This window comes from Rubidibacter lacunae KORDI 51-2 (assembly GCF_000473895.1).
GTDB lineage: Bacteria > Cyanobacteriota > Cyanobacteriia > Cyanobacteriales > Rubidibacteraceae > Rubidibacter > Rubidibacter lacunae.
In genome coordinates, this window is the sequence record NZ_ASSJ01000055.1 from 16,818 (window position 1) to 34,885 (window position 18,068).

The 18,068-nt window shown below is 59.4% G+C and carries 14 protein-coding genes and 1 pseudogene; 8 read left to right on the forward strand and 7 right to left on the reverse strand.

Features of this window, described 5'->3' with window-relative positions; genetic code table 11:
- Positions 1-157: 157 nt before the first annotated feature.
- Positions 158-1,531 (reverse strand): cytochrome P450, encoded by a 1,374-nt coding sequence (locus KR51_RS10305; RefSeq protein WP_022607478.1) that lies wholly within the window; start codon positions 1,529-1,531, stop codon positions 158-160.
- A 294-nt stretch (positions 1,532-1,825) separates the two neighbouring features.
- On the opposite strand from KR51_RS10305, the gene KR51_RS10310 reads away from it, so the two are divergent.
- Positions 1,826-3,253: a bifunctional orotidine-5'-phosphate decarboxylase/orotate phosphoribosyltransferase gene (locus tag KR51_RS10310; protein ID WP_022607480.1), complete on the forward strand. Its 1,428-nt coding sequence runs from the start codon at positions 1,826-1,828 to the stop codon at positions 3,251-3,253.
- 53 nt (positions 3,254-3,306) lie between these two features.
- Here KR51_RS10310 and KR51_RS10315 read toward each other — a convergent pair whose 3' ends face one another.
- Positions 3,307-5,616, reverse strand: coding sequence for a transglutaminase TgpA family protein (locus tag KR51_RS10315; protein WP_022607482.1), 2,310 nt, complete (start codon positions 5,614-5,616; stop codon positions 3,307-3,309).
- On the opposite strand from KR51_RS10315, the gene KR51_RS10320 reads away from it, so the two are divergent.
- The 4 genes from KR51_RS10320 (at position 5,615) to KR51_RS10335 (ending at position 8,781) form a co-directional block, all read left to right on the forward strand.
- On the forward strand, positions 5,615-6,202 hold the full coding sequence (locus KR51_RS10320) for a hypothetical protein (protein ID WP_156915080.1): 588 nt from the start codon (positions 5,615-5,617) through the stop codon (positions 6,200-6,202). The genes KR51_RS10315 and KR51_RS10320 overlap by 2 nt on opposite strands.
- Positions 6,203-6,286: 84 nt before the next feature.
- Positions 6,287-6,784, forward strand: coding sequence for a hypothetical protein (locus KR51_RS10325; RefSeq protein ID WP_022607487.1), 498 nt, complete (start codon positions 6,287-6,289; stop codon positions 6,782-6,784).
- 186 nt (positions 6,785-6,970) lie between these two features.
- Positions 6,971-7,726, forward strand: coding sequence for a serine O-acetyltransferase (gene cysE / locus KR51_RS10330; RefSeq protein WP_022607488.1), 756 nt, complete (start codon positions 6,971-6,973; stop codon positions 7,724-7,726).
- Between the two features lie 134 nt (positions 7,727-7,860).
- Positions 7,861-8,781: an ATP adenylyltransferase family protein gene (locus KR51_RS10335; RefSeq protein WP_040655924.1), complete on the forward strand. Its 921-nt coding sequence runs from the start codon at positions 7,861-7,863 to the stop codon at positions 8,779-8,781.
- Between the two features lie 71 nt (positions 8,782-8,852).
- On the opposite strand, the gene selD is transcribed toward KR51_RS10335, so the two are convergent.
- Complete coding sequence (gene selD, locus KR51_RS10340) at positions 8,853-11,123, reverse strand: selenide, water dikinase SelD (RefSeq protein ID WP_022607492.1); 2,271 nt, start codon at positions 11,121-11,123, stop codon at positions 8,853-8,855.
- 187 nt (positions 11,124-11,310) lie between these two features.
- Between selD and KR51_RS10345 the strand changes: the two genes are divergently transcribed.
- A complete protein-coding gene (locus tag KR51_RS10345) occupies positions 11,311-11,973 on the forward strand; it encodes a hypothetical protein (RefSeq protein WP_232214589.1) in 663 nt (220 codons plus the stop codon).
- A gap of 506 nt (positions 11,974-12,479) precedes the next feature.
- Here KR51_RS10345 and KR51_RS10350 read toward each other — a convergent pair.
- Positions 12,480-12,809: pseudogene (locus KR51_RS10350) on the reverse strand (4a-hydroxytetrahydrobiopterin dehydratase); the annotation flags it as partial.
- A 488-nt stretch (positions 12,810-13,297) separates the two neighbouring features.
- On the opposite strand from KR51_RS10350, the gene KR51_RS10355 reads away from it, so the two are divergent.
- Entirely contained in the window at positions 13,298-13,621 is a 324-nt protein-coding gene (locus KR51_RS10355) for a hypothetical protein (RefSeq protein WP_156915081.1), read from the forward strand.
- A gap of 83 nt (positions 13,622-13,704) precedes the next feature.
- On the forward strand, positions 13,705-14,934 hold the full coding sequence (locus tag KR51_RS10360) for a site-2 protease family protein (RefSeq protein ID WP_022607500.1): 1,230 nt from the start codon (positions 13,705-13,707) through the stop codon (positions 14,932-14,934).
- A 330-nt stretch (positions 14,935-15,264) separates the two neighbouring features.
- Here the strand turns inward: KR51_RS10360 and pstB are convergent, their stop codons facing one another.
- From pstB to pstC, 3 genes are all read right to left on the reverse strand, one after another.
- Positions 15,265-16,062: a phosphate ABC transporter ATP-binding protein PstB gene (gene pstB / locus KR51_RS10365; RefSeq protein ID WP_022607504.1), complete on the reverse strand. Its 798-nt coding sequence runs from the start codon at positions 16,060-16,062 to the stop codon at positions 15,265-15,267.
- A 92-nt stretch (positions 16,063-16,154) separates the two neighbouring features.
- Positions 16,155-16,952 carry a phosphate ABC transporter permease PstA gene (gene pstA, locus KR51_RS10370; RefSeq protein WP_084202443.1) on the reverse strand — a complete coding sequence of 266 codons (798 nt, stop codon included), beginning with the start codon at positions 16,950-16,952 and terminating at the stop codon, positions 16,155-16,157.
- Positions 16,953-17,107: 155 nt separating this feature from the next.
- Positions 17,108-18,061, reverse strand: coding sequence for a phosphate ABC transporter permease subunit PstC (gene pstC / locus KR51_RS10375; protein ID WP_022607508.1), 954 nt, complete (start codon positions 18,059-18,061; stop codon positions 17,108-17,110).
- Positions 18,062-18,068 lie beyond the last annotated feature (7 nt).

The window sequence follows — 18,068 nt, forward strand, 5'->3', positions numbered from 1 at the left end:
AATTGTCAGCCGTTCGCCTGCCCAGCGACCTCTATGCCAAGCTCGCCGTTGGGGTTCGACCTTATTGCACCTACCCATATTACCGGCCAACCCGCAGTTGGATGCTGTGGGCTGGCTCCCATCGGCGGGCGACAGTTTGGTAGAGCGATCGCGTCCGTCAACTAGTGACAGCCGCAACGGCGCGATCGCTAGTTGGACTGAGGACGGTCATCCGCACGCCGGTGGCTGGTGCTAGCGTTACCCCGCGCCGACTGGGCAGCACAGGTTCCGGTTCGGCTAGCTCGAAGTTGACGTGTAGCATCAGCATGGCCAGGACGAGTTTCATTTCCGTCAGCGCGAGGGCGTAGCCAATGCAGCGTCGGCTGCCGCCTCCAAAGGGCAAAAACTCACCCGGACCGTACTGTCGGTCTAGGAAGCGCTCGGGGCAGAACCGTTCGGGGTCGGGATACAGGTCGGGATTGCGGTGCGCCAGGTAAATGCACGGCACGAGGATGCTGCCATTGGGGTACTCGCGATCGCCGATAGTAGCGGCTTGGGTGAGGATGCGCGGCACGGCAATCGGCACGACTGGATAGATGCGCAGTGCCTCGTTGCAGACGGCGCTTAGGTAAGGCGCGCGGGCGATCGCGCTAGGGTCGGGGTCGGGACCGAGAGCCTTTAGTTCGTCAAGGAGCTGGGTGCGCACCGACGGGTCGCGATGCACCCAGTAGCAAGCCCACGCCAGAGCTGTTGCCGTTGTTTCGTGACCGGCGACCAACAACGTCAGCAATTCGTCGACAATTTCCACATCGTCAAGGGGCATGCCCTCCTCATCGCGCGCCTGGAGCAACATCGTCAAGATGTCGTCCCCAGAAAAGTCCCCATGCTGGCGGCGCGCGTCGATTTCCACTTGCAACATGCTGCGGGTGCGCTCGCGTCGCCGCACGAATTGACCCCACGGACTCCACGCACCGAGATCTTGGCGCAAGAAGCGCAAGAAAACAATGGCAGCTCCCGCTGGCGAACGGTTGATGTCCAACCATTGCAGCAGTTCGGTTTCGGCGCGTTCGTCGCTCAACCCGAAAACGGCGCGAATGATAACGCGCAGGGTAATCGTCTGCATCAGCTGGCGTGCGATAACCCGATCGCCAGCGTTGAGTTGGCTGTAGACGTCGCGGGCGATCTGGCAGATAAGGTTGCCATAGGCGCGCATACGCTCGCCATGGAAAGGCGGCATCAATAGCTTGCGCGCGCGTTTGTGGGGAGCGCCGTCGAGCAGCAAGATGGAGTTATCGCCAAAGAAATCGCTCAGGAAGGCGTTAATCCTACCCGAGAGGCTGCGATCGGGACCGAGGGCGAAGATCTCCTGGATGGCACTCGGATCGGAACACATTACAAACGGCACATTGCCCCCAGCAGCAATCTTGGTGCTGAAGCAGTGCCCGAACCGAGCTGCGGCGCGATCGAGGTAGCCAAAGGGATCGGCAATCCACTGCAATTGTTGCACCGGGCGCGGCGTGCGCGGTCCGGGTGGGAGAACGGTAGGCATCATGGGTTGGTAACGGGAGAATAGTTTTTCGCCTTAATCTACCTTACTGAGGACAGGTGCCCCTGCTTTCGCGCCGGACTATCCCCCACCCTTACTGCCAAGCAATCTGCTCGACCGCCGGCCGCAGAACAACTGTTGGTCCGGGCGTGCCGCCCGTGGTTCGTCCCGGCCTCAGTTCGCAACGCCGAGAATAAGCAATTACCAGTAGTAATTGCCGGACCGATCGCAAAATATGGGAAGCAGACGGACGCAACCGTCAGTCGGCTGACCCCATTCCACCTCCTGTCCTAAGACACAATGAGTTTTGCCGAGACGTTAAACCGCGCGATCGCCCGGAACAACAGCCTGCTCGCGATCGGACTCGATCCCAACCCTGAGCTGCTGCCGCCGGGCACCGACTGGCTGGCACACCTGCAGGCGATCGTCGAACAAACTTACGATCGCGCTTGTGCGTACAAGCTTTCGTTGGGACTCTATCTAGCGCAAGGTGCGGCGGGCATGGACTTGTTAACGCAGGTGCTGGCGGCGATTCCCGACGACATGCCGACGATCCTCGATGCCAAACACGGCGATCTCAATGCCAGCTCGTATGTTGCCGAAACTGCCTTCGCAACGTGGGGCATTGATGCCATCACGGTAACGCCTTACGCCGGCCAAGACGCGATCGCGCCGTTTCTGCTGTACTCGAACCACGCCGTGTTCGTGCTCTGCCACACCTCCAATCCCACGGCGGCTGAAATTCAGGACTATCCGGCAACGCGATCGCCTGACATCGAGCCGCTGTATTTAGAAGTCGTACGGGCGGCTCGGGGTTGGGGCACGCACGAACAGGTAGCGCTGGAGGTGGGGACGACCGACCCGGCGGTGCTCGCGGCCGTGCGATCGCTCGCTCCCGAGCGCTGGATTTTGGTGCGGAGCTTGTGGTCGCTGGCGGATGTATCGCCGTTGCTTAAAGCCGGTCTCGATCGCTATGGCAGCGGGTTGCTCGTTCCCGCGCCAGTAGATGTGCTGGCAGGTCCGGACGTCGGACGTGAGGTGGCGGCCCTCAACGAGACGATCGCGCAATCGCGTGCCGAGGCAACCCGCGCCGAGCTGCGCTGCGAGCTTTGGCAACCGGACGTGTGTTTGCTGGTCTCGCGACCGCACCAGCAGCTGATCTTGCAGTTGTTCGACCTGGATTGCTTTTTGTTCGGCAACTTCGTGCAAGCCTCGGGAGAGCGGTTTGCCTACTACATAGACCTACGCAAAGCCATCTCCAATCCAGAAGTGTTCCAGCTGATGCTTCACGCCTATGCCGAACTGCTGCGACCGCTGGAGTTCGATCGCATTGCGGGCATTCCCTACGGCGCACTGCCGACGGCAACCGGTTTGTCGCTGTACCTGCAGCAACCGATGATCTATCCGCGCAAAGAGGTGAAAGCCCACGGTACCCGTCGCGCGATCGAAGGGCATTTTTTGCCGGGGGAAACAGCCGTCGTCGTGGACGACATCCTGATTAGCGGCAAAAGTGCGATCGAGGGCGCGCAGAAACTAGAAGCGGCGGGGTTGAAGGTTCGCGACATCGTCGTGTTCGTGGACCACGGTCGCGGCGTCGGCGCTCGCCTCGAAAATTGTGGCTACAAGGCTCATGCTGTCTTGACTCTGGAGGCGATCGCGGAAACCTTGCTCGCTGCCGGCCGCATCAATGCCGACCAACACTGCGCCCTGACGAGCGAAATAGCCTAGGCAGTCGAACGGCCATTCCGCGCAATTGCCAGTGCGGTGGCTAACACTTGCGCCTACGAACTCCCGCGGTCGAGACCGCGCGCGAGCAGGCGAAGTTGCTGATGCAGGAAGTCCGCATTTGGTACCACGCCGCCGTAGCGCCAGCTCGAATAAGCCGTGCAGATATCCGCGATCGCCTCAGCAAGTGCCGCTTCAAGCTGCGGAGACACCCCGCGCGCGTACTCCCGCGGCGTTTGTGCCGGATGCTTGGCATATCCTCGCATTGCTAGCAGCTGCAACATGCGCCGATACAGCCGCTCGGCTGGATGCAGCCGTGACAGATAGCGGCGGAAACGCCATGCCTGCACTTGCTGCCCAACAAACCAGCTCAGCCAGCCGAGCGCGAGCGCGCCCGTCAGTCCGACAAATGCACCGCCCCACCCGCGCGTCATCAGCCGCCACACCGCCGACACCGCCCAGGCCAGACCCGAGGCGATCGCACTCCAAACGTCGGCAACAATCGCTGTCAGCGGCGGCGGCAGCCAGCCGGCCACCCAATGCCAGAATTGACGCAGTACGCCAAAGGTTTGTACTTCATCTGCCGACGGCGGAATAATCTCGTGTCCCGGAATCGCGTCGAATGCTAGCCAGCCGTGACCGGGAAAATACACCTCGGTTATGGCGTAAGCATCGGTGTTGCGCACGACGTAGAGACCCGTGAACGGATTGAACTGTCCCGGTCCAAACCCCGTCGCCAGTCGCGCCGGGATCCCCAGCGATCGCAACATTACCGTCAGCGTCGTGGCAAAGTGATCGGGGTAGCCGCCACCGTACGCAAACAAGAAGGCATCGACGACATCGTCTCCCTCGCTCAGAAACGGGAGATCCGGCAGGAGTTCGTAATTCTGCTTGAGTGCTTGTGCCAGGTACAGCGCTTGTTCGTAGGGTGCGACGAGTGGTTGCTCCGACTGGGCCAGCAGTTCTTCCGCCCGCGCACGCACGCGCGCCTTAATGGCAGGTGGCACCTCCATATAGCGATCGTTGAAGTGGCGCGGATAGTCGGTGCTGGCTTGCCGCAATGCCGTGCGATCGCGGATGGGCACCTGCGAAATGACCGTGTAGGTTAACCCGTCGGGCAACGGGAGCGGCGAGCGCAAGCCGTGGTTGGGATCGAGGGCAATCTCGCGGGTCGGGAAAAACACCGACTCGGGCAGCGACTGTGCCGGAATGACATTGGGCAAATCGGCGGTGACTGCGTAGGTTTGCACCACCCGTCGGGTCTGCGCCTCCGTCGGCCGGGGGAGGGTCAGCCGGAAACGATACGTCCATGGCGGGCGCTCTAGGTCTGAGGTTAGCTCTTCGGTTTTGGAAATCTCCCAACCCTGACCGGTATAGCGATCGAATGCCAGCACCCGCGCCCACCCGCGGGCTTGCGAGCGCACGCGCATCACCACACGCGGTTCGAGGCGTCCGCGTAGGTTTTGGTTGATGCGATCGGCAAATCCGTAGTAGTAGGTCGGATTAAGCGGGCCTGCGCCGGAGGCGCGATTGAGATATTCGTTTGCGCCGAGTCCACTTCCCAGGTCGCCGGGGTTGACGTAACCGGGATTGGTGGTGACGCGTGCCTCGGAGTCGAAGCCGCGATCGCTGACATCCGACGGCGCGCCCACGGACAGGGGCTGCAGCTGGTAGCCCGGAAACCGCGGCATCACCGCGAAAATTCCCAGCCCCAGCCCCAACACCATCAGCAACAACACGCCCAACTGCTGCGGTGCTAGGGGCGATTGCATCCGGGCTGCCGGGGATTCTGGCTTGCGACCGGCAAACCAGCGCGTCTCCAGCCCCAACCGCGATCGATAATCGAGGACAAGGACCGGCAGCGCGGCGACCAAAAAGGTAAGGAGCGCGGGTGCAAAAACCAGCGTTTCCGACAACGTACCCGCTACTCCAAGCAAAATCAGTCCGATGACCATCGAATAGCCTAGGTCTTTGCGGCGCGGCAGATCGAAGTTGTGCAGAATCTGCAGGTGGATGAGCAGCTCCGCCAGCACCAAGCGCGTGTCATTAAGGCTGGCAAGCAAACGTCCAAAAAACGTCACCGTCGCCACCAGCATCCCGATCGAGATCGCGAACTTCGTGGAGACGTTGCGATCGCGCCGGCGCAGCCAGCTCCAGTACGCCCCCACGCAGCTGGCCGGCACCGCCCACAGAGCCGTGGACGTTCCCGCCGCCAGGTCGGTCGCACCGATGCCAATGGCCACGAGTACTTGGACCATCACGCGCAGCGGGATGGATTCCTCGGGGATGGGAGGCGGGAGAGTCGCCAAACGGCGGCGCAGCGAGGTAAAACCGGTCGGGCGCTGAGAGCCTCGAGCAGCAGTCATGGCAAGATGGCAAGCAATGTCGTTGCGAGTCGTTGCAAGCGCCGGCGAGCGGGCAAGCAATTCTTATAATGGCGGTAGTTTCGCAAAACAGCCCGTACGTAAAGCCGGCATGGATATTGACGCGCAAATTCAGGTTCTCGTCGCCGATGCCCCGCAAGATGGCAGTCATATGCCTCGCGCGATCGCCGAGGCAATCGGTCCGATTCTGGCGCGCTATGCCCGCCTGCTGGCTAGCGAACACTATTACATTCTGCAGACCCTCGATCGCGGCGACTGGTTGTTGACAACCGTCCGCAGCCGCACTCAACCTGGAGTTGAGAAGCGCCTCGTTTATGCCTTTGCCAAGCGCGAGGATGCCATATGCTCGCAGCCGAACGCAGATATGAAGGTTGTGGCGCTGTCGGTGCCTGTGGTCGAGGTAATTTGGCGGCTAACAGCAATGCAATCCGTCGACAGCATTATTTTCTTCGACAAGCCGGGCAACTTTCAGTCCGGCACCGAGGTGCAACGCGATCGCCTGCAAACCGACATCCGCTCGGAGCTGGAGCGCTGGCAGGCGTCGCAGGTTCCATCAAACTTAGCCTGAACCACCTGGCGAGTTCTTTTTCCAGCGCGATCGCTGGCGCGAGTGCTTCCTTCCGACCGTTGTTATGTAACTTCGAGCGATCCGATGTCCAACTCGTCCGTTCGCCGCTTGGACCCACGCGATAGTTATCCTTGTCCCATTTGCCACCGCGGTGAAACGCAAGCAATGCCCTTGATGGAAGATGCCTTCGCTTGCAGTTTCTGCCAGCACATCTTCACGGCAGATCTCGATCGGCAGATTCTCAAACTAGCCGACAGCCAAGTTCCGCTCAGCTGGTACTGGCACGGGCGCGGCTGGCGTGGCGTCCGGCACGGCGGATCGGAGATGAGCTGGAGCTACGCGATCGCGGCGCTAGTCTTCGTGGGGTTGCCGCCGACGATCGTCGGGACAGCAGCCTATTTGTTCCCGTCGGACCCGAGCAGCGCGCTGGCGTGGCTGCCAGTTGTCTGGACGATCCTGACGCTAGTACTGCACGCAGCCTGCATGGTCTGGCTGATGATGGAGTACTACCAATTTCCGATTGTGGCGCACCTACGCGCGGTATTGCGGCAGTCGCCCGGTCGGCGTTCGTGGCAGTTGTAGGTTGCCCTAGCTAGCGCTGGACGCCCCGTTTAATCCGTTTTTTTGGAAGGGGGCTCGTGAGCGATCGACTTAAAGATGGGTGGCGATCGCGGGGTAACCATTCGCCGAGAGGATTGGCGGCCGTTCGCCAAAGCGATAGGATGATTTGAGTATTTCCAGCTTTAATATCGCCTCCGCACGCCGCTGATGCTGTCTACCCTGTTTGCCGACTTTCGCATTATCTTCGAACGCGACCCGGCCGCGCGCAATTGGCTAGAAGTCTTGTTGTGCTACCCCGGTTTGCAAGCGCTGATCTTTCACCGCTGCGCCCACTGGCTATCCACGTTGGGTCTACCGTTAATCCCCCGCTTAATTTCGCAGCTCTCGCGATCGCTGACCGGGATCGAGATTCACCCCGGCGCGCAAATCGGCAGGGGCGTGTTTATCGATCACGGGATGGGCGTCGTTATCGGCGAGACAGCGATCGTCGGCGATTATTGTTTGATTTATCAGGGCGTGACCCTTGGTGGCACCGGAAAAGAAATAGGCAAGCGCCACCCGACGCTCGGCGAGTGCGTAGTGGTGGGTGCGGGCGCGAAGGTGCTTGGCAATATTCAAATCGGCGACAACGTGCGGATCGGTGCGGGGTCGGTAGTGTTACGCGGCGTACCCTCGGATTGCACGGTGGTAGGCGTTCCGGGCCGGGTGGTGCACCGCTCGGGCGTGCAGGTGAACCCGCTAGAGCACGGCAGCTTACCGGATTCTGAGGCGTCGGCTATTCGAGTGCTGTTAGATCGCATCGAATCTCTCGAGCAGCAGGTAAAGGAACTGCGCAGCCTTCAATCGCCGAAGGAAGAATTGGTCGGCAATTGCGTGACTACCGAGCGCAATGAGCCACAGCAGCCAGCTTGCCGTTTGCGAGACCGCGAGATCCAGGAGTTTCTTGACGGTTCGGGTATCTGACCGGAGTCAGCCGCCTGCTTGGTTCGTCGCGTGAGGTAGGATTTCGATGCGGCAAGCTGCCGCAGAGCGAACTGGAGTAACAACACAGCTGCCAAGTTGTGCGCGATTGCCTCAACTCATCCCCGATGCTCGCCATGACCGAGACGAATCCCCCCAGTCCGACCTTACTGCACCATCCGGACACGCTTTGGGAGACTGTCCGGCAGCGACAGGTGAGTGCGAAGGCTAGCGGAGCGTTGCAGTCGCTGCCGACGACGACCGCGATTGTCGAGCAGGACGGGATCGAATTTGTTGTGCGGGTTTTGGCGGCGATCGCGCGCAAAGAACGAGCAACGCAGGTGCAGCGTCAGTCCCGAGCGGATAGCAAGCCCTTCGATCCGTTTTTGCCTTACGAACGCGACCTATTCGTAATGGATATTTCGGCAACGCACGTGTGTTTGCTCAACAAGTTCAACGTCGTTGACGGACACCTGCTGATCGTGACGCGAGCCTACGAGGAGCAAGCTAGCTGGCTGAGCGATCGCGACTGGGAAGCAACTCGGGCGTGCCTGGCGGAAGCCCCGGGACTGGCGTTCTATAATTCCGGTCCGGTGGCGGGGGCAAGTCAGCAACACAAGCATTTGCAAGTCGTACCGCTGCCGCTCGGTCCGGGTGGCGCCGATTTGCCAATTGCCGGGGCAATCGCGGCGGCTGTGCCAGCTGGTAGCTCCGAGGCGATCGCGCGCAGTCCTTTGCTGCCGTTTGCCCACTCGCTTGCGTTTCTGCCAGCAGGTGCAACAGTAGCGACGATGCAGGCACGATATCGTCAGGCGATCGCGGCGATCGATGGAGAACGGGAAGCGGCAATGCCGCCGCCGCACAATTTGCTGTTGACGCGGGACTGGTTAATGGTGGTCCCCCGCACGCATGCAGAGTACCAGGGCATTCCGGTCAACGCCTTGGGGTTTGCCGGAACGCTATTCGCGCGCAATCGCGCGCAATTCGAGTTGCTCCGCACCCTCGGTCCGCGGTCGGTCCTGCAGGCGGTCTCTCGCCCACTGCAAGCGGTCGATTGAGGGGCAAGCGATCGCCAGGATCTGCAGCAACCTTGCTTCACCTAACCTTTAGCCAAGAGCGGCAACCGCGCTTAGATTGTGCTGTCGATCGCGATCGGTCGAGTTGGGTTGTCTGCTCGTACCACCCGCCCGATCGCCCGAGCACTGTCGTAACCAGCTGCTTGAAGGGCATCCAGACAGTCCGAAACGCGATCGCCCGGCACCGCTCCAAGCAGACCGCCGGCAGTCTGCGGGTCGAACAGCAGCTGAAATTGGGGCAGTTGGCGCACGGCATCGGTACAGCGCGCGAAGCGCGCGACTTCAGCATTTTGGGGGTGCAGCGAACTCGTTGCTCCCGACCGCACGGCCGCGATCGCGCCGGGCAAAAACGACACGCAATCGAGATCGATCTCGGCTCCCACTGCAGCATTAGTTGCAGACCCGCGCAGCATCTCGTGTAGGTGACCGAGTAAGCCGAAGCCGGTTACGTCTGTTAATGCCGCAGCACCGTGGGCGCGGAAGCAGTCCGCCGCTACCCGGTTCGACATCAGCATTGAGGCGATCGCCTCATCGATCCAGCGCCCGCGCGTGAGTCGCTGCAAGTGGGCGGCAAACAGCGCGCCCGTCCCGATCGCTTTGGTCGATATCAACACCTGACCGGCTTGCAAGCCGCCCTTCCGCAACACTGCATCCTCGGGCACGAGACCGTTACACGCCAGTCCAAATGCTAGCTCGCTGCCTTCCGTGGAGTGACCGCCCACGAGCGCGGCGTTGCAATCGCTCAACACCTCTAATGAACCTGCCAGCAGTTGGTAGAGCACTTCTTCGGTCTTGGCCGGCGTCCCATGGGGAACGGTCGCGATCGCCAACGCGCTTTGCGGCGCTGCTCCCATGGCGAACAAGTCGCTGAGGCAGTGGTTGGCCGCAATCTGCCCGAAGACAAACGGGTCGCTGACAAGGCTGCGAAAGTAATCGACCGTATGGGCGATCGCGTAACCGGTGGGGATGCGGGCGATCGCGGCGTCGTCTGGAGCTTCCAAGCCAATCGCAATGTCCGGGCGATCGACCGCTTCCAGGCGTTGCAAGACCCGCCCTAGCGTTCTGCTGCCGACCTTCGAACCGCAACCCGCACAGTACATGTGCCGCAAGTCCGCGTTCGCCGGCACGGACGCCAACCCCGGAGCAGACGATGCGGTCATCGCGGGCAGGTGCTCGAATTGCTCCATGAAACGGCGGTCGATACGATCCTTCCAAACCCACAACCAGCGAGCGTGCCAGCCCAACCCCGCCCACGACGCGATCGCGCTGCGGTCGCCGGTACCGATCAAGCTCAAGTAACGCCGCTGCGGAACGAACGGACGGGCCGGGCGGACTTGCAAACAGCGCCGCAGGTTCTCAAATAACGGTCGTCCTTGCCGCACGGCAAACACGCCGGCTTTCGGCCGCGGCCGATCGCGCATGGTGGCAATGTCGCCAGCTGCAAAGACGCGGGGGTGGGACACCGATTGCAGCGTGTCGCCCACGAGAACGAAGCCGCGGGCGTCCGTTGCCAATCCCGACGCTGCTACCCATGCTGGCGCCGAGGCCTGCGTTACCCAGAACGCGCGATCGCAGTCCGCCGTCAACCCCGACGCGCATACAACTTTGTCCGGGAAGATTTCCCGAACGTCTTCATTCAGGTGGATGTGTGCGCCGCGTGCGGTCAGGATGCGCTGCAAGCGATCGCCCACCCAACGACTGTGCTCTTTCAAAAGCACCTTGCCGCGATGGAACAAATGGAGTTCCAGGCGATCTTGGGACTGGCCGGCGGATTGCAACACCTCGTGCAGGCGGTGTTGGACATTTAGGGCTAGTTCCACGCCGCCCGCACCGCCCCCGACAATCGCAAGGCGCCAAAGACTATCAGGTTGTGCGGCAACCTCGGCAAGTAGTTGCTCCCACGCCCCCAGAAACTGCGGCACGGGTTTGATGGGAATGGCATGCTCGGCGGCACCGGGGACGGCGGCAGCAACAGGCGTACTGCCAATATCGACCGACAGCCAATCGAACGCAACGGGCGGGCGGCGATCGCAGAGGATGCGTTGCGCCTCCAGATCGAGACCGATCGCGCGCGTCCGATAAAACTGCGCGCCAGCAAACTCGGCCAAGCGGCGCAGGTCGATGTGGGCCTCGTCGTAGCCGTAAAACCCAGCTACGTAACCCGGCAACATGCCCGAGTACGGCGTGTGAGTGACGTCACTAATTAACGTCAATCGAACGCCCGGCAGCGGTTGCATCCCAAACATCCGCAGCGCGATCGCGTGGCTGTGGCCGCCGCCGATCAACACGAGATCGCTGGCAACCGGCGTACTGCTATCCTGCATGACACCGCCTGGGACCCCGTCCTCCGAGCCCCACGGAAAATAACGTCAGGTAAAAGCGTAGCGAACGCCGTCCGCCCGCGCTGCACCCACCGGACCGCAAAACCCGCCAGGTGTTAAGATTGATTAAGAAAAACTAAGAAGCTTATACTTTTCAGGAATGTCGTTCGGTATTAGCCAAGAGCCCTTATTGCGCCCTAAACAATCAGAATTAGATATTCAAGACCTACGCGGCTTGCTGCAGGTTCGACTGCAACTTGGAACCGTGCAGCTGCACTCCGCATTCTATACGCGCGTCGACCAAGCGCTGCTGCTCTGGAGTTCGATCGCGATCGCGATTTTCGCTACCGCTCAGTTCTCCCCCCTTAGTTGGGTGTTTCAAGCCTACCTTTGGACGGCTTTGACGATAACAGGCACGATAATCGTGGCAACCCTAACTCGTTTCTGGGCGCGAGTCGAGCAGCTGTCTTGGGTCGTTCGCATGTGGGGGCTGCTGACGATCTCGGGCGTCGTCCTGACCGATCTCGGCATCTTCCTAGGGTGGGGGATTGTTTTGATGAATCTTTGCCCTCTGTGGTTTGGTATTGTCGCCCTGGGCTATTTCTTCACGGGTATCGGCCTGCGATCGCGAACGTTTCTGGGCATCGGCAGCATTCATTTGCTTGCCATCTCCCTGCTGCCGCTCGTTCTGGGCTGGCAGTTCCTCTTTACCGGCCTTGTCATTGGGGGCAGCCTGGTGTTGCTATCGGAATTGCAATGGGACATGCGTCCTCCGGTCGAGTCTCCCACTCTCAGCGCATCCGAACGGCAGTTCAACCGCCAGCAGCATCACCGTCGCCAAGCATCTGTTTAAGATGACAAGACATTAAGCGGATTGAATCGAAACTTGTACTTTTTTGTCGTTCTCTCATCTTTAGCCGGCGCTTCTTGTTTGACAGGGGTAGGGTAAAGATATGAAGGTACGCGCGCCCAAGGCAGAAAGAGATACAAGGTAGAAAGAGATACAAGCTCGCCCTATCGGGACTTTTGCTGTTTGACTCGATCGAGTTCCTCCGAAGGAGAACGGCGCCAGGAGGAAGGGAGAAGAATATTTTGCATGTGGGATGCGTGCCACCAAGCCCATTGCTGGAAGTTGGAACGTTTCAACGTTTAGTAGGGCAAATGGTTGAGCTGCTGAAGTTCGGGGTTTTTGCCGTTTCCCCCGATTTGTGACTTCGAAGGGAGTGCGAAACCACTCAATAGAACAGTCTGACGGAGTCAATTCACTGACGGGTTCCGCTTGCTCGGCAAGTCGGCAAAGCTTAACCCAACATTAGATGGTAGGGGGAACTCCTCTGCCATCTTTTGTAGATTCAGCGCGATAAAATCTGTTTTAGCTGCCATAATGAAATCGTTTTGATGCAGTCCACCGATCGCGTGAGTCCACCAAGTTACGGTCACTTTCCCCCATTCGGTTAGCAACACCGGATGATGCCCGGCTTCCTCGGCGATCGCACCAACGAAAAGGGTAAAAGATAGCGCATTCGTGAAATTCCGAAACCGATAGATCCTCTGTAGATGTAGTTCCCCATCGTCTTCAACTACTTGCCATTCAGGGATTTGCGGGGTCAAGCTTGCAATCTCCACCGAGCTCAAGCGCGGGGAATTTCCGGAACAGGGAATGCATGTTTGTTGTGTCAAATCTTTCATTATGCTGCTTGAATAGAGAAGTAGTTGTGATAGTTTAGCGCAACTCTTGAGATGTCGTCTCAGGCGCAATTTCGAGTGGAGTTCCGAGGATGTCTTGCCCAAAACTCGGTTCTCTGGGTGCAGTTCTAGCAGTCAGTTGCCGCAACCTGGGACAGCCCGGCTAGAAGTATTTTCCCCTTTCTGACTTACACAAGCGCTTCAAGCCACGCAAGTTCTTGGTGAGATTTCAGGGGTTTCAGGAGATGTGTCCGTCAGCTAGGTATTTGCCTCTGACTGGGTAGCTGTCGACACACCCACTGGATCCATCCTCAGCGAGTTGGGAGCGGTCACGCGTTTTGGCTTCGACATAATTAGCTCGCGAGTGGAATTATCATAGTGAGAATAGTGGGAGGAGCGTCAGCCAATGCAATGACCGCTTACTATCTTTGACGCGGCATTACTGCAGGGATTCACCGAGGCGTTCGCCGACTTCAGGTTCCTGACTGAAAATGGAATTCCCCTCACGGCTTGCGGTCGGGCGATCGCCGAGTTTTTTGCTGCAGGCGGGCGGGATTGCATGTAACGCTGCCGATCGCAGGAGGTTCCCCGTGCGCGATTTTTTGTTGGGCGCGATCGCCCTGACGCTGGCAAGCTGTGCGGTTCTGTCACAGCGTCCGAGCGACTCGCGATACGAAATTCCGGACGAGCAAACGGTTGAGGAAAACGAAAGCGGCGTCCTTGCCGATATTGAAGACAAGATCGAGCAAGATCTGGATGCGTCGCAGGAGCAGATCCAGCAAGCTACCGACGAACTCGGTGCTGCAACGGATTAACCCGGTCGGGCGATCGCCTGCCCGTAGCGATGCGGCGGGGTCGTCTATGCTGGGAAGCAATCCCTAGCGCGGAGGGCTGGTAGGTGGGAGCAAACTGGCGAATCGGAACGCTTTTTGGCATTCCGCTCTATGTCAATGCATCGTGGTTTCTCATTCTGGCGTTCGTTACCTTTGCGAATGCGGCAAATGCAAACGCGAAAGGGTGGGTGACCGAGAGCAATCCTTTGCTCGGTTGGGCAATCGGGTTCGCGATTGCCTTGTTGTTATTTGGGTCGGTGCTTCTTCACGAGCTAGGACACAGCCTCGTGGCTAAGGCTCAAGGCATTCCCGTGCAGTCGATTACTCTGTTTCTGTTCGGCGGTATTGCTACGATCGATCGCGAATCCGAGACTCCTGGCAAAGCCTTTCAGGTGGCGATCGCGGGTCCGGTAGTGAGTTTGAGCTTGGGCGGCATGTTCTTCGCGCTGGCACTGGCGTCAAACGCAACCGCGTTGCAGCCATTCGTCCTCGACCTGGCGCGGATCAATTTGGTACTGGGGCTATTTAATTTAATTCCGGGCATGCCGCTCGATGGCGGTCAGGTGCTCAAAGCCGCGCTCTGGAAGCTGACAGGCGATCGCCTGCGGGCAGCACGCTGGGCGGCTGCCTCGGGACAAACGTTGGGGCTGCTGGCAATCGCGTTGGGATTGTTCGCATCCCTGGTCGGCGGGTCATTCGCAACGCTGTGGATTGCTGCTATCGGCTGGTTCGTGTTCCAGAATGCCGGCCGCTACCAGCGCGTGACGGCATTGCAGGAAATCTTGCTTCAGATTGCTGCGGCCGACACCATGACCCGCAAGCTGCGCGTTCTCGACGCCACGCAAACCCTACGCGAGTTTGCCGATACGGTTATTCTGGACGACAAATTGCAGTCCCGGCCGCTGTATGCAGCCTCTGACGGTCGCTACCGCGGCGCGATTGTCGTCTCCGATCTACAGGCGATCGCGCGCGCGGACTGGGAGCACCTGACCTTAGCCGACATCGCACGGCCGTTAGAAAGCGTGCCGTCCATTGCCGAAAAGGCAACACTCGCGGATGTCGTCTTGGCGCTCGACGCAACGACCGATCCGCACATCACGGTGCTTTCGCCGGCCGGCACGCTGGCGGGCACGATCGATCGCGGCGACGTCGTGCGGGCGATCGCGGATGCGGGGGGGTGGTCGGCAAGCCCGGAAGACATCGCACGGATCCAGGCGGAGCGTGCTTTTCCGCCAACGCTAAAACTGGTTGCCCTGGCGCGCGCAACTTGTGACATCGCCGCTCGGTCCGAGTAACGGGCCTTCCCAATGGGAAGCTCCGACCACCGGGCCGCGAATCTGGCAACCTAGGCATATAGCAGCCGCCAATTCAGTTAGGGCAGCTCGCTGCGTCCAGCAATTGCCTCTTGGACGGTGTTTGTCTCAACCCCAATGAGGATTGCTATACGCACCGGACAGCGAGCAGCAATTGGGCGCAAAGCATTTCGGGCATGTCTGTTGCGATCGCGTGCCTACCCCTTATTGAGCGTTGCTATATTTTGCGAATTGATTAACTTCGGCTCAAGAGTCGCTGCCTTCCTCTGCTTTCTCCTCTTGGCGGCGAACGAGAGCCAGTGCGGGGGGAAATCAGCCGAAACGACCGCTGACGTAATCCTGAGTAGATTGCTCTTGTGGGTTTTCGAAGATCTCTCGCGTGCGATTGAACTCCACTAAGTAGCCGCGCTTCCCACCGGTCTCGGTAGCCCGCGCATTAAAGAACGCGGTCATGTCCGCCACGCGCGTTGCTTGCTGCATGTTGTGCGTGACGATGATGATGCTGTAATCCTGCTTGAGTTCGTGAATCAGCTCCTCTACCTTCAGCGTCGAGATCGGGTCGAGTGCCGAGCAAGGCTCGTCCATCAACACCACGTCTGGTTTCACCGCGATCGTCCGGGCGATGCACAAGCGCTGCTGCTGACCCCCTGACAGCGATAGACCGTTCTCCTGCAGCTTATCTTTGACTTCATCCCACAGCGCCGCGCGTCGCAGCGAGTCTTCGACGAGATCGTCCATACTCCCCTCGTGACCGACGATGCGCGGACCGTAGGCGATGTTGTCGTAAATCGACTTCGGGAATGGATTTGGACGCTGGAAGACCATCCCAATGCGGCGGCGTACCTGAACGGCATCAACGCTTGAATCGTAAAGGTCGATGTCGTGGTAGTAAATCTTGCCGTCAATGTGGAAGCCATCGATCAAGTCGTTGAGGCGGTTAAAGCAGCGCAGCAACGTACTTTTGCCGCAGCCCGAGGGTCCGATAAAAGCCGTTACCTGTTTCTGGGGGACCTCTAATACCACTTGCTCGACTGCCAGGAATTTCCCATAGTAAATGTCGAGCTTTTCAGTTCTGAAAACAGGCTTCTCGGCGTTACCGTTCGAGGTCATAGTCTTGGTCTCTCATTAAGATCGACGTTTGCGTCAGGATGGCTTGAGATCGAGCGTTTCATGCTTGCTGGCGAGCCAGAGCGGATGGCTATCTAGCGACCCCGCGTTGCCAACCGCGATAATATGCTCGTCAATAGCACCAACAATACCAAAATCAGCGACGCCGCCCATGCCAACTCTTGCTGGTCTTTGAACGGAACGATCGCGAAGTTATACACCAGCACCGCCAACGACGGCGTCGGCTCCATCACGCCTTGAACCCAGAAGAAGCTGAACAATGCCGTGAAAATTAGCGGGGCCGTCTCGCCGGCTGCCCGCGCGATCGCCAGGGTCACGCCGGTCAAGATTGCCGAAGTCGCTGCCGGTATCACCACCTTTAGTACCGTGGCATAGTCCGATGCACCTAAGCCTACTGACGCCCAGCGCACCTCTTGGGATACCAATTGAAGTGCCTCATCGGTTGTGCGCACGATCGTCGGCAACATCAGCACGGATAGGGCCACGCCCCCCGCGATCGCCGAGAAGGTACCCGTTACGATCACGACCAAACCATAGGCAAAAATGCCGGCAATAATCGACGGCACGCCGCTGAGCACGTTCGTGCCAAAGCGAATCCAGCGTGCGGTGCGCGGATTGCTGAACTCCGAGAGGTACACTGCTGCCAATATGCCTACGGGTACGCTAATCCCCGAGGCGATCGCCAGTAGGACAATCGTCCCGACGATCGCGTTGGCGATCCCGCCCCCTTGCAAACCAGCTGCCGGTGGCAATTGGGTGAACAAGTCGAGGTTGAGGCGTGCGCCACCCTTAATCAATACGTAGATCAAAACTGCAAAGAGCGGCAGCAACACAATTGCCATAAACAGCCCCGATAGGACCGTCATTGCCATGCCAAACAAGGAAGACTTGTCGGTTTTGCGTTGGAGGCTGGCCAGTGTAAGCGGAGCTGATGTTGCTTCGAGATTGGGGGATGCCACGGTCTGCTCGACCTCCTAAAGACAAACGGCAGCCGCCGCGAACGGCAATACCTACCGAGAAGAGCGACTTAAAACTTTTTCACCTGACGGACGATAGACTCGGCCAGGACATTGACAACAAACGTGAGCGCGAACAGGACTAAGCCAGCATACATGAGTGCTGCTACCTGCAATCCCGATGCTTCTGCAAATTGGTTCGCGATCAGCGAGGCGATCGTATTAGCCGGTGCAAACAGGGATGCACTAAGCCGGTTGGAGTTACCAACGAGCATCGTTACAGCCATCGTTTCGCCCATGGCGCGTCCCAATGCCAGCATGATGCCGCCCACGATTCCGGAAAACGCGGCTGGAAGCAAGACTCGGAAGATCGTGCCCCAGCGGGTTGCACCCAGGCCCAAAGAAGCTTGCCGCAACTCTGGCGGTAGCTGCGCCAGCGAGTCGCGCGAAATCGCAATGATTATCGGGAGGACCATGATCGACAACACGATCGAGGCGGGAAACATCCCCGGTCCGGCCGGTGGCGTACTGAACAGGGGAAACCATCCGAAGGAATCGTGCAAAAACTGTTGGAACGGCCGTAAGAGTGGAATCAGTACGAAGATCCCCCACAGGCCGTACACGACACTCGGAATCGCTGCGAGCAATTCGACGAGGAACACCAGTGGCGTCCGCACGGCCTTGGGCATGAAGTCTTCGCTCAAGAAAATTGCCGAGCCGATGCCCAGAGGAATCGCAAAAAATAGCGCGATCGCGCTGTTGATGAGCGTTCCGGCAATCATCGGCAGCGCGCCGTAGTCGTCTTGAACGGGGTTCCAAGCACTTCTGAAGATAAAACCAAGCCCGAAAGCACCGATTGCCGGCAGGGCGCGTTGGATAATCAGCACGCCGATGGCAAGGATCACGAAGGCGATGCTATAGGCAAAAATGCGGGTAGTCCACAAGAAGCCGCGGTCGAGGTTGAGCTCGATGGCAGCGCGGCGCGGCAACTGGAACGTATTTTTGGGCGCGGGGGGGGCGTTCATGGTAAAT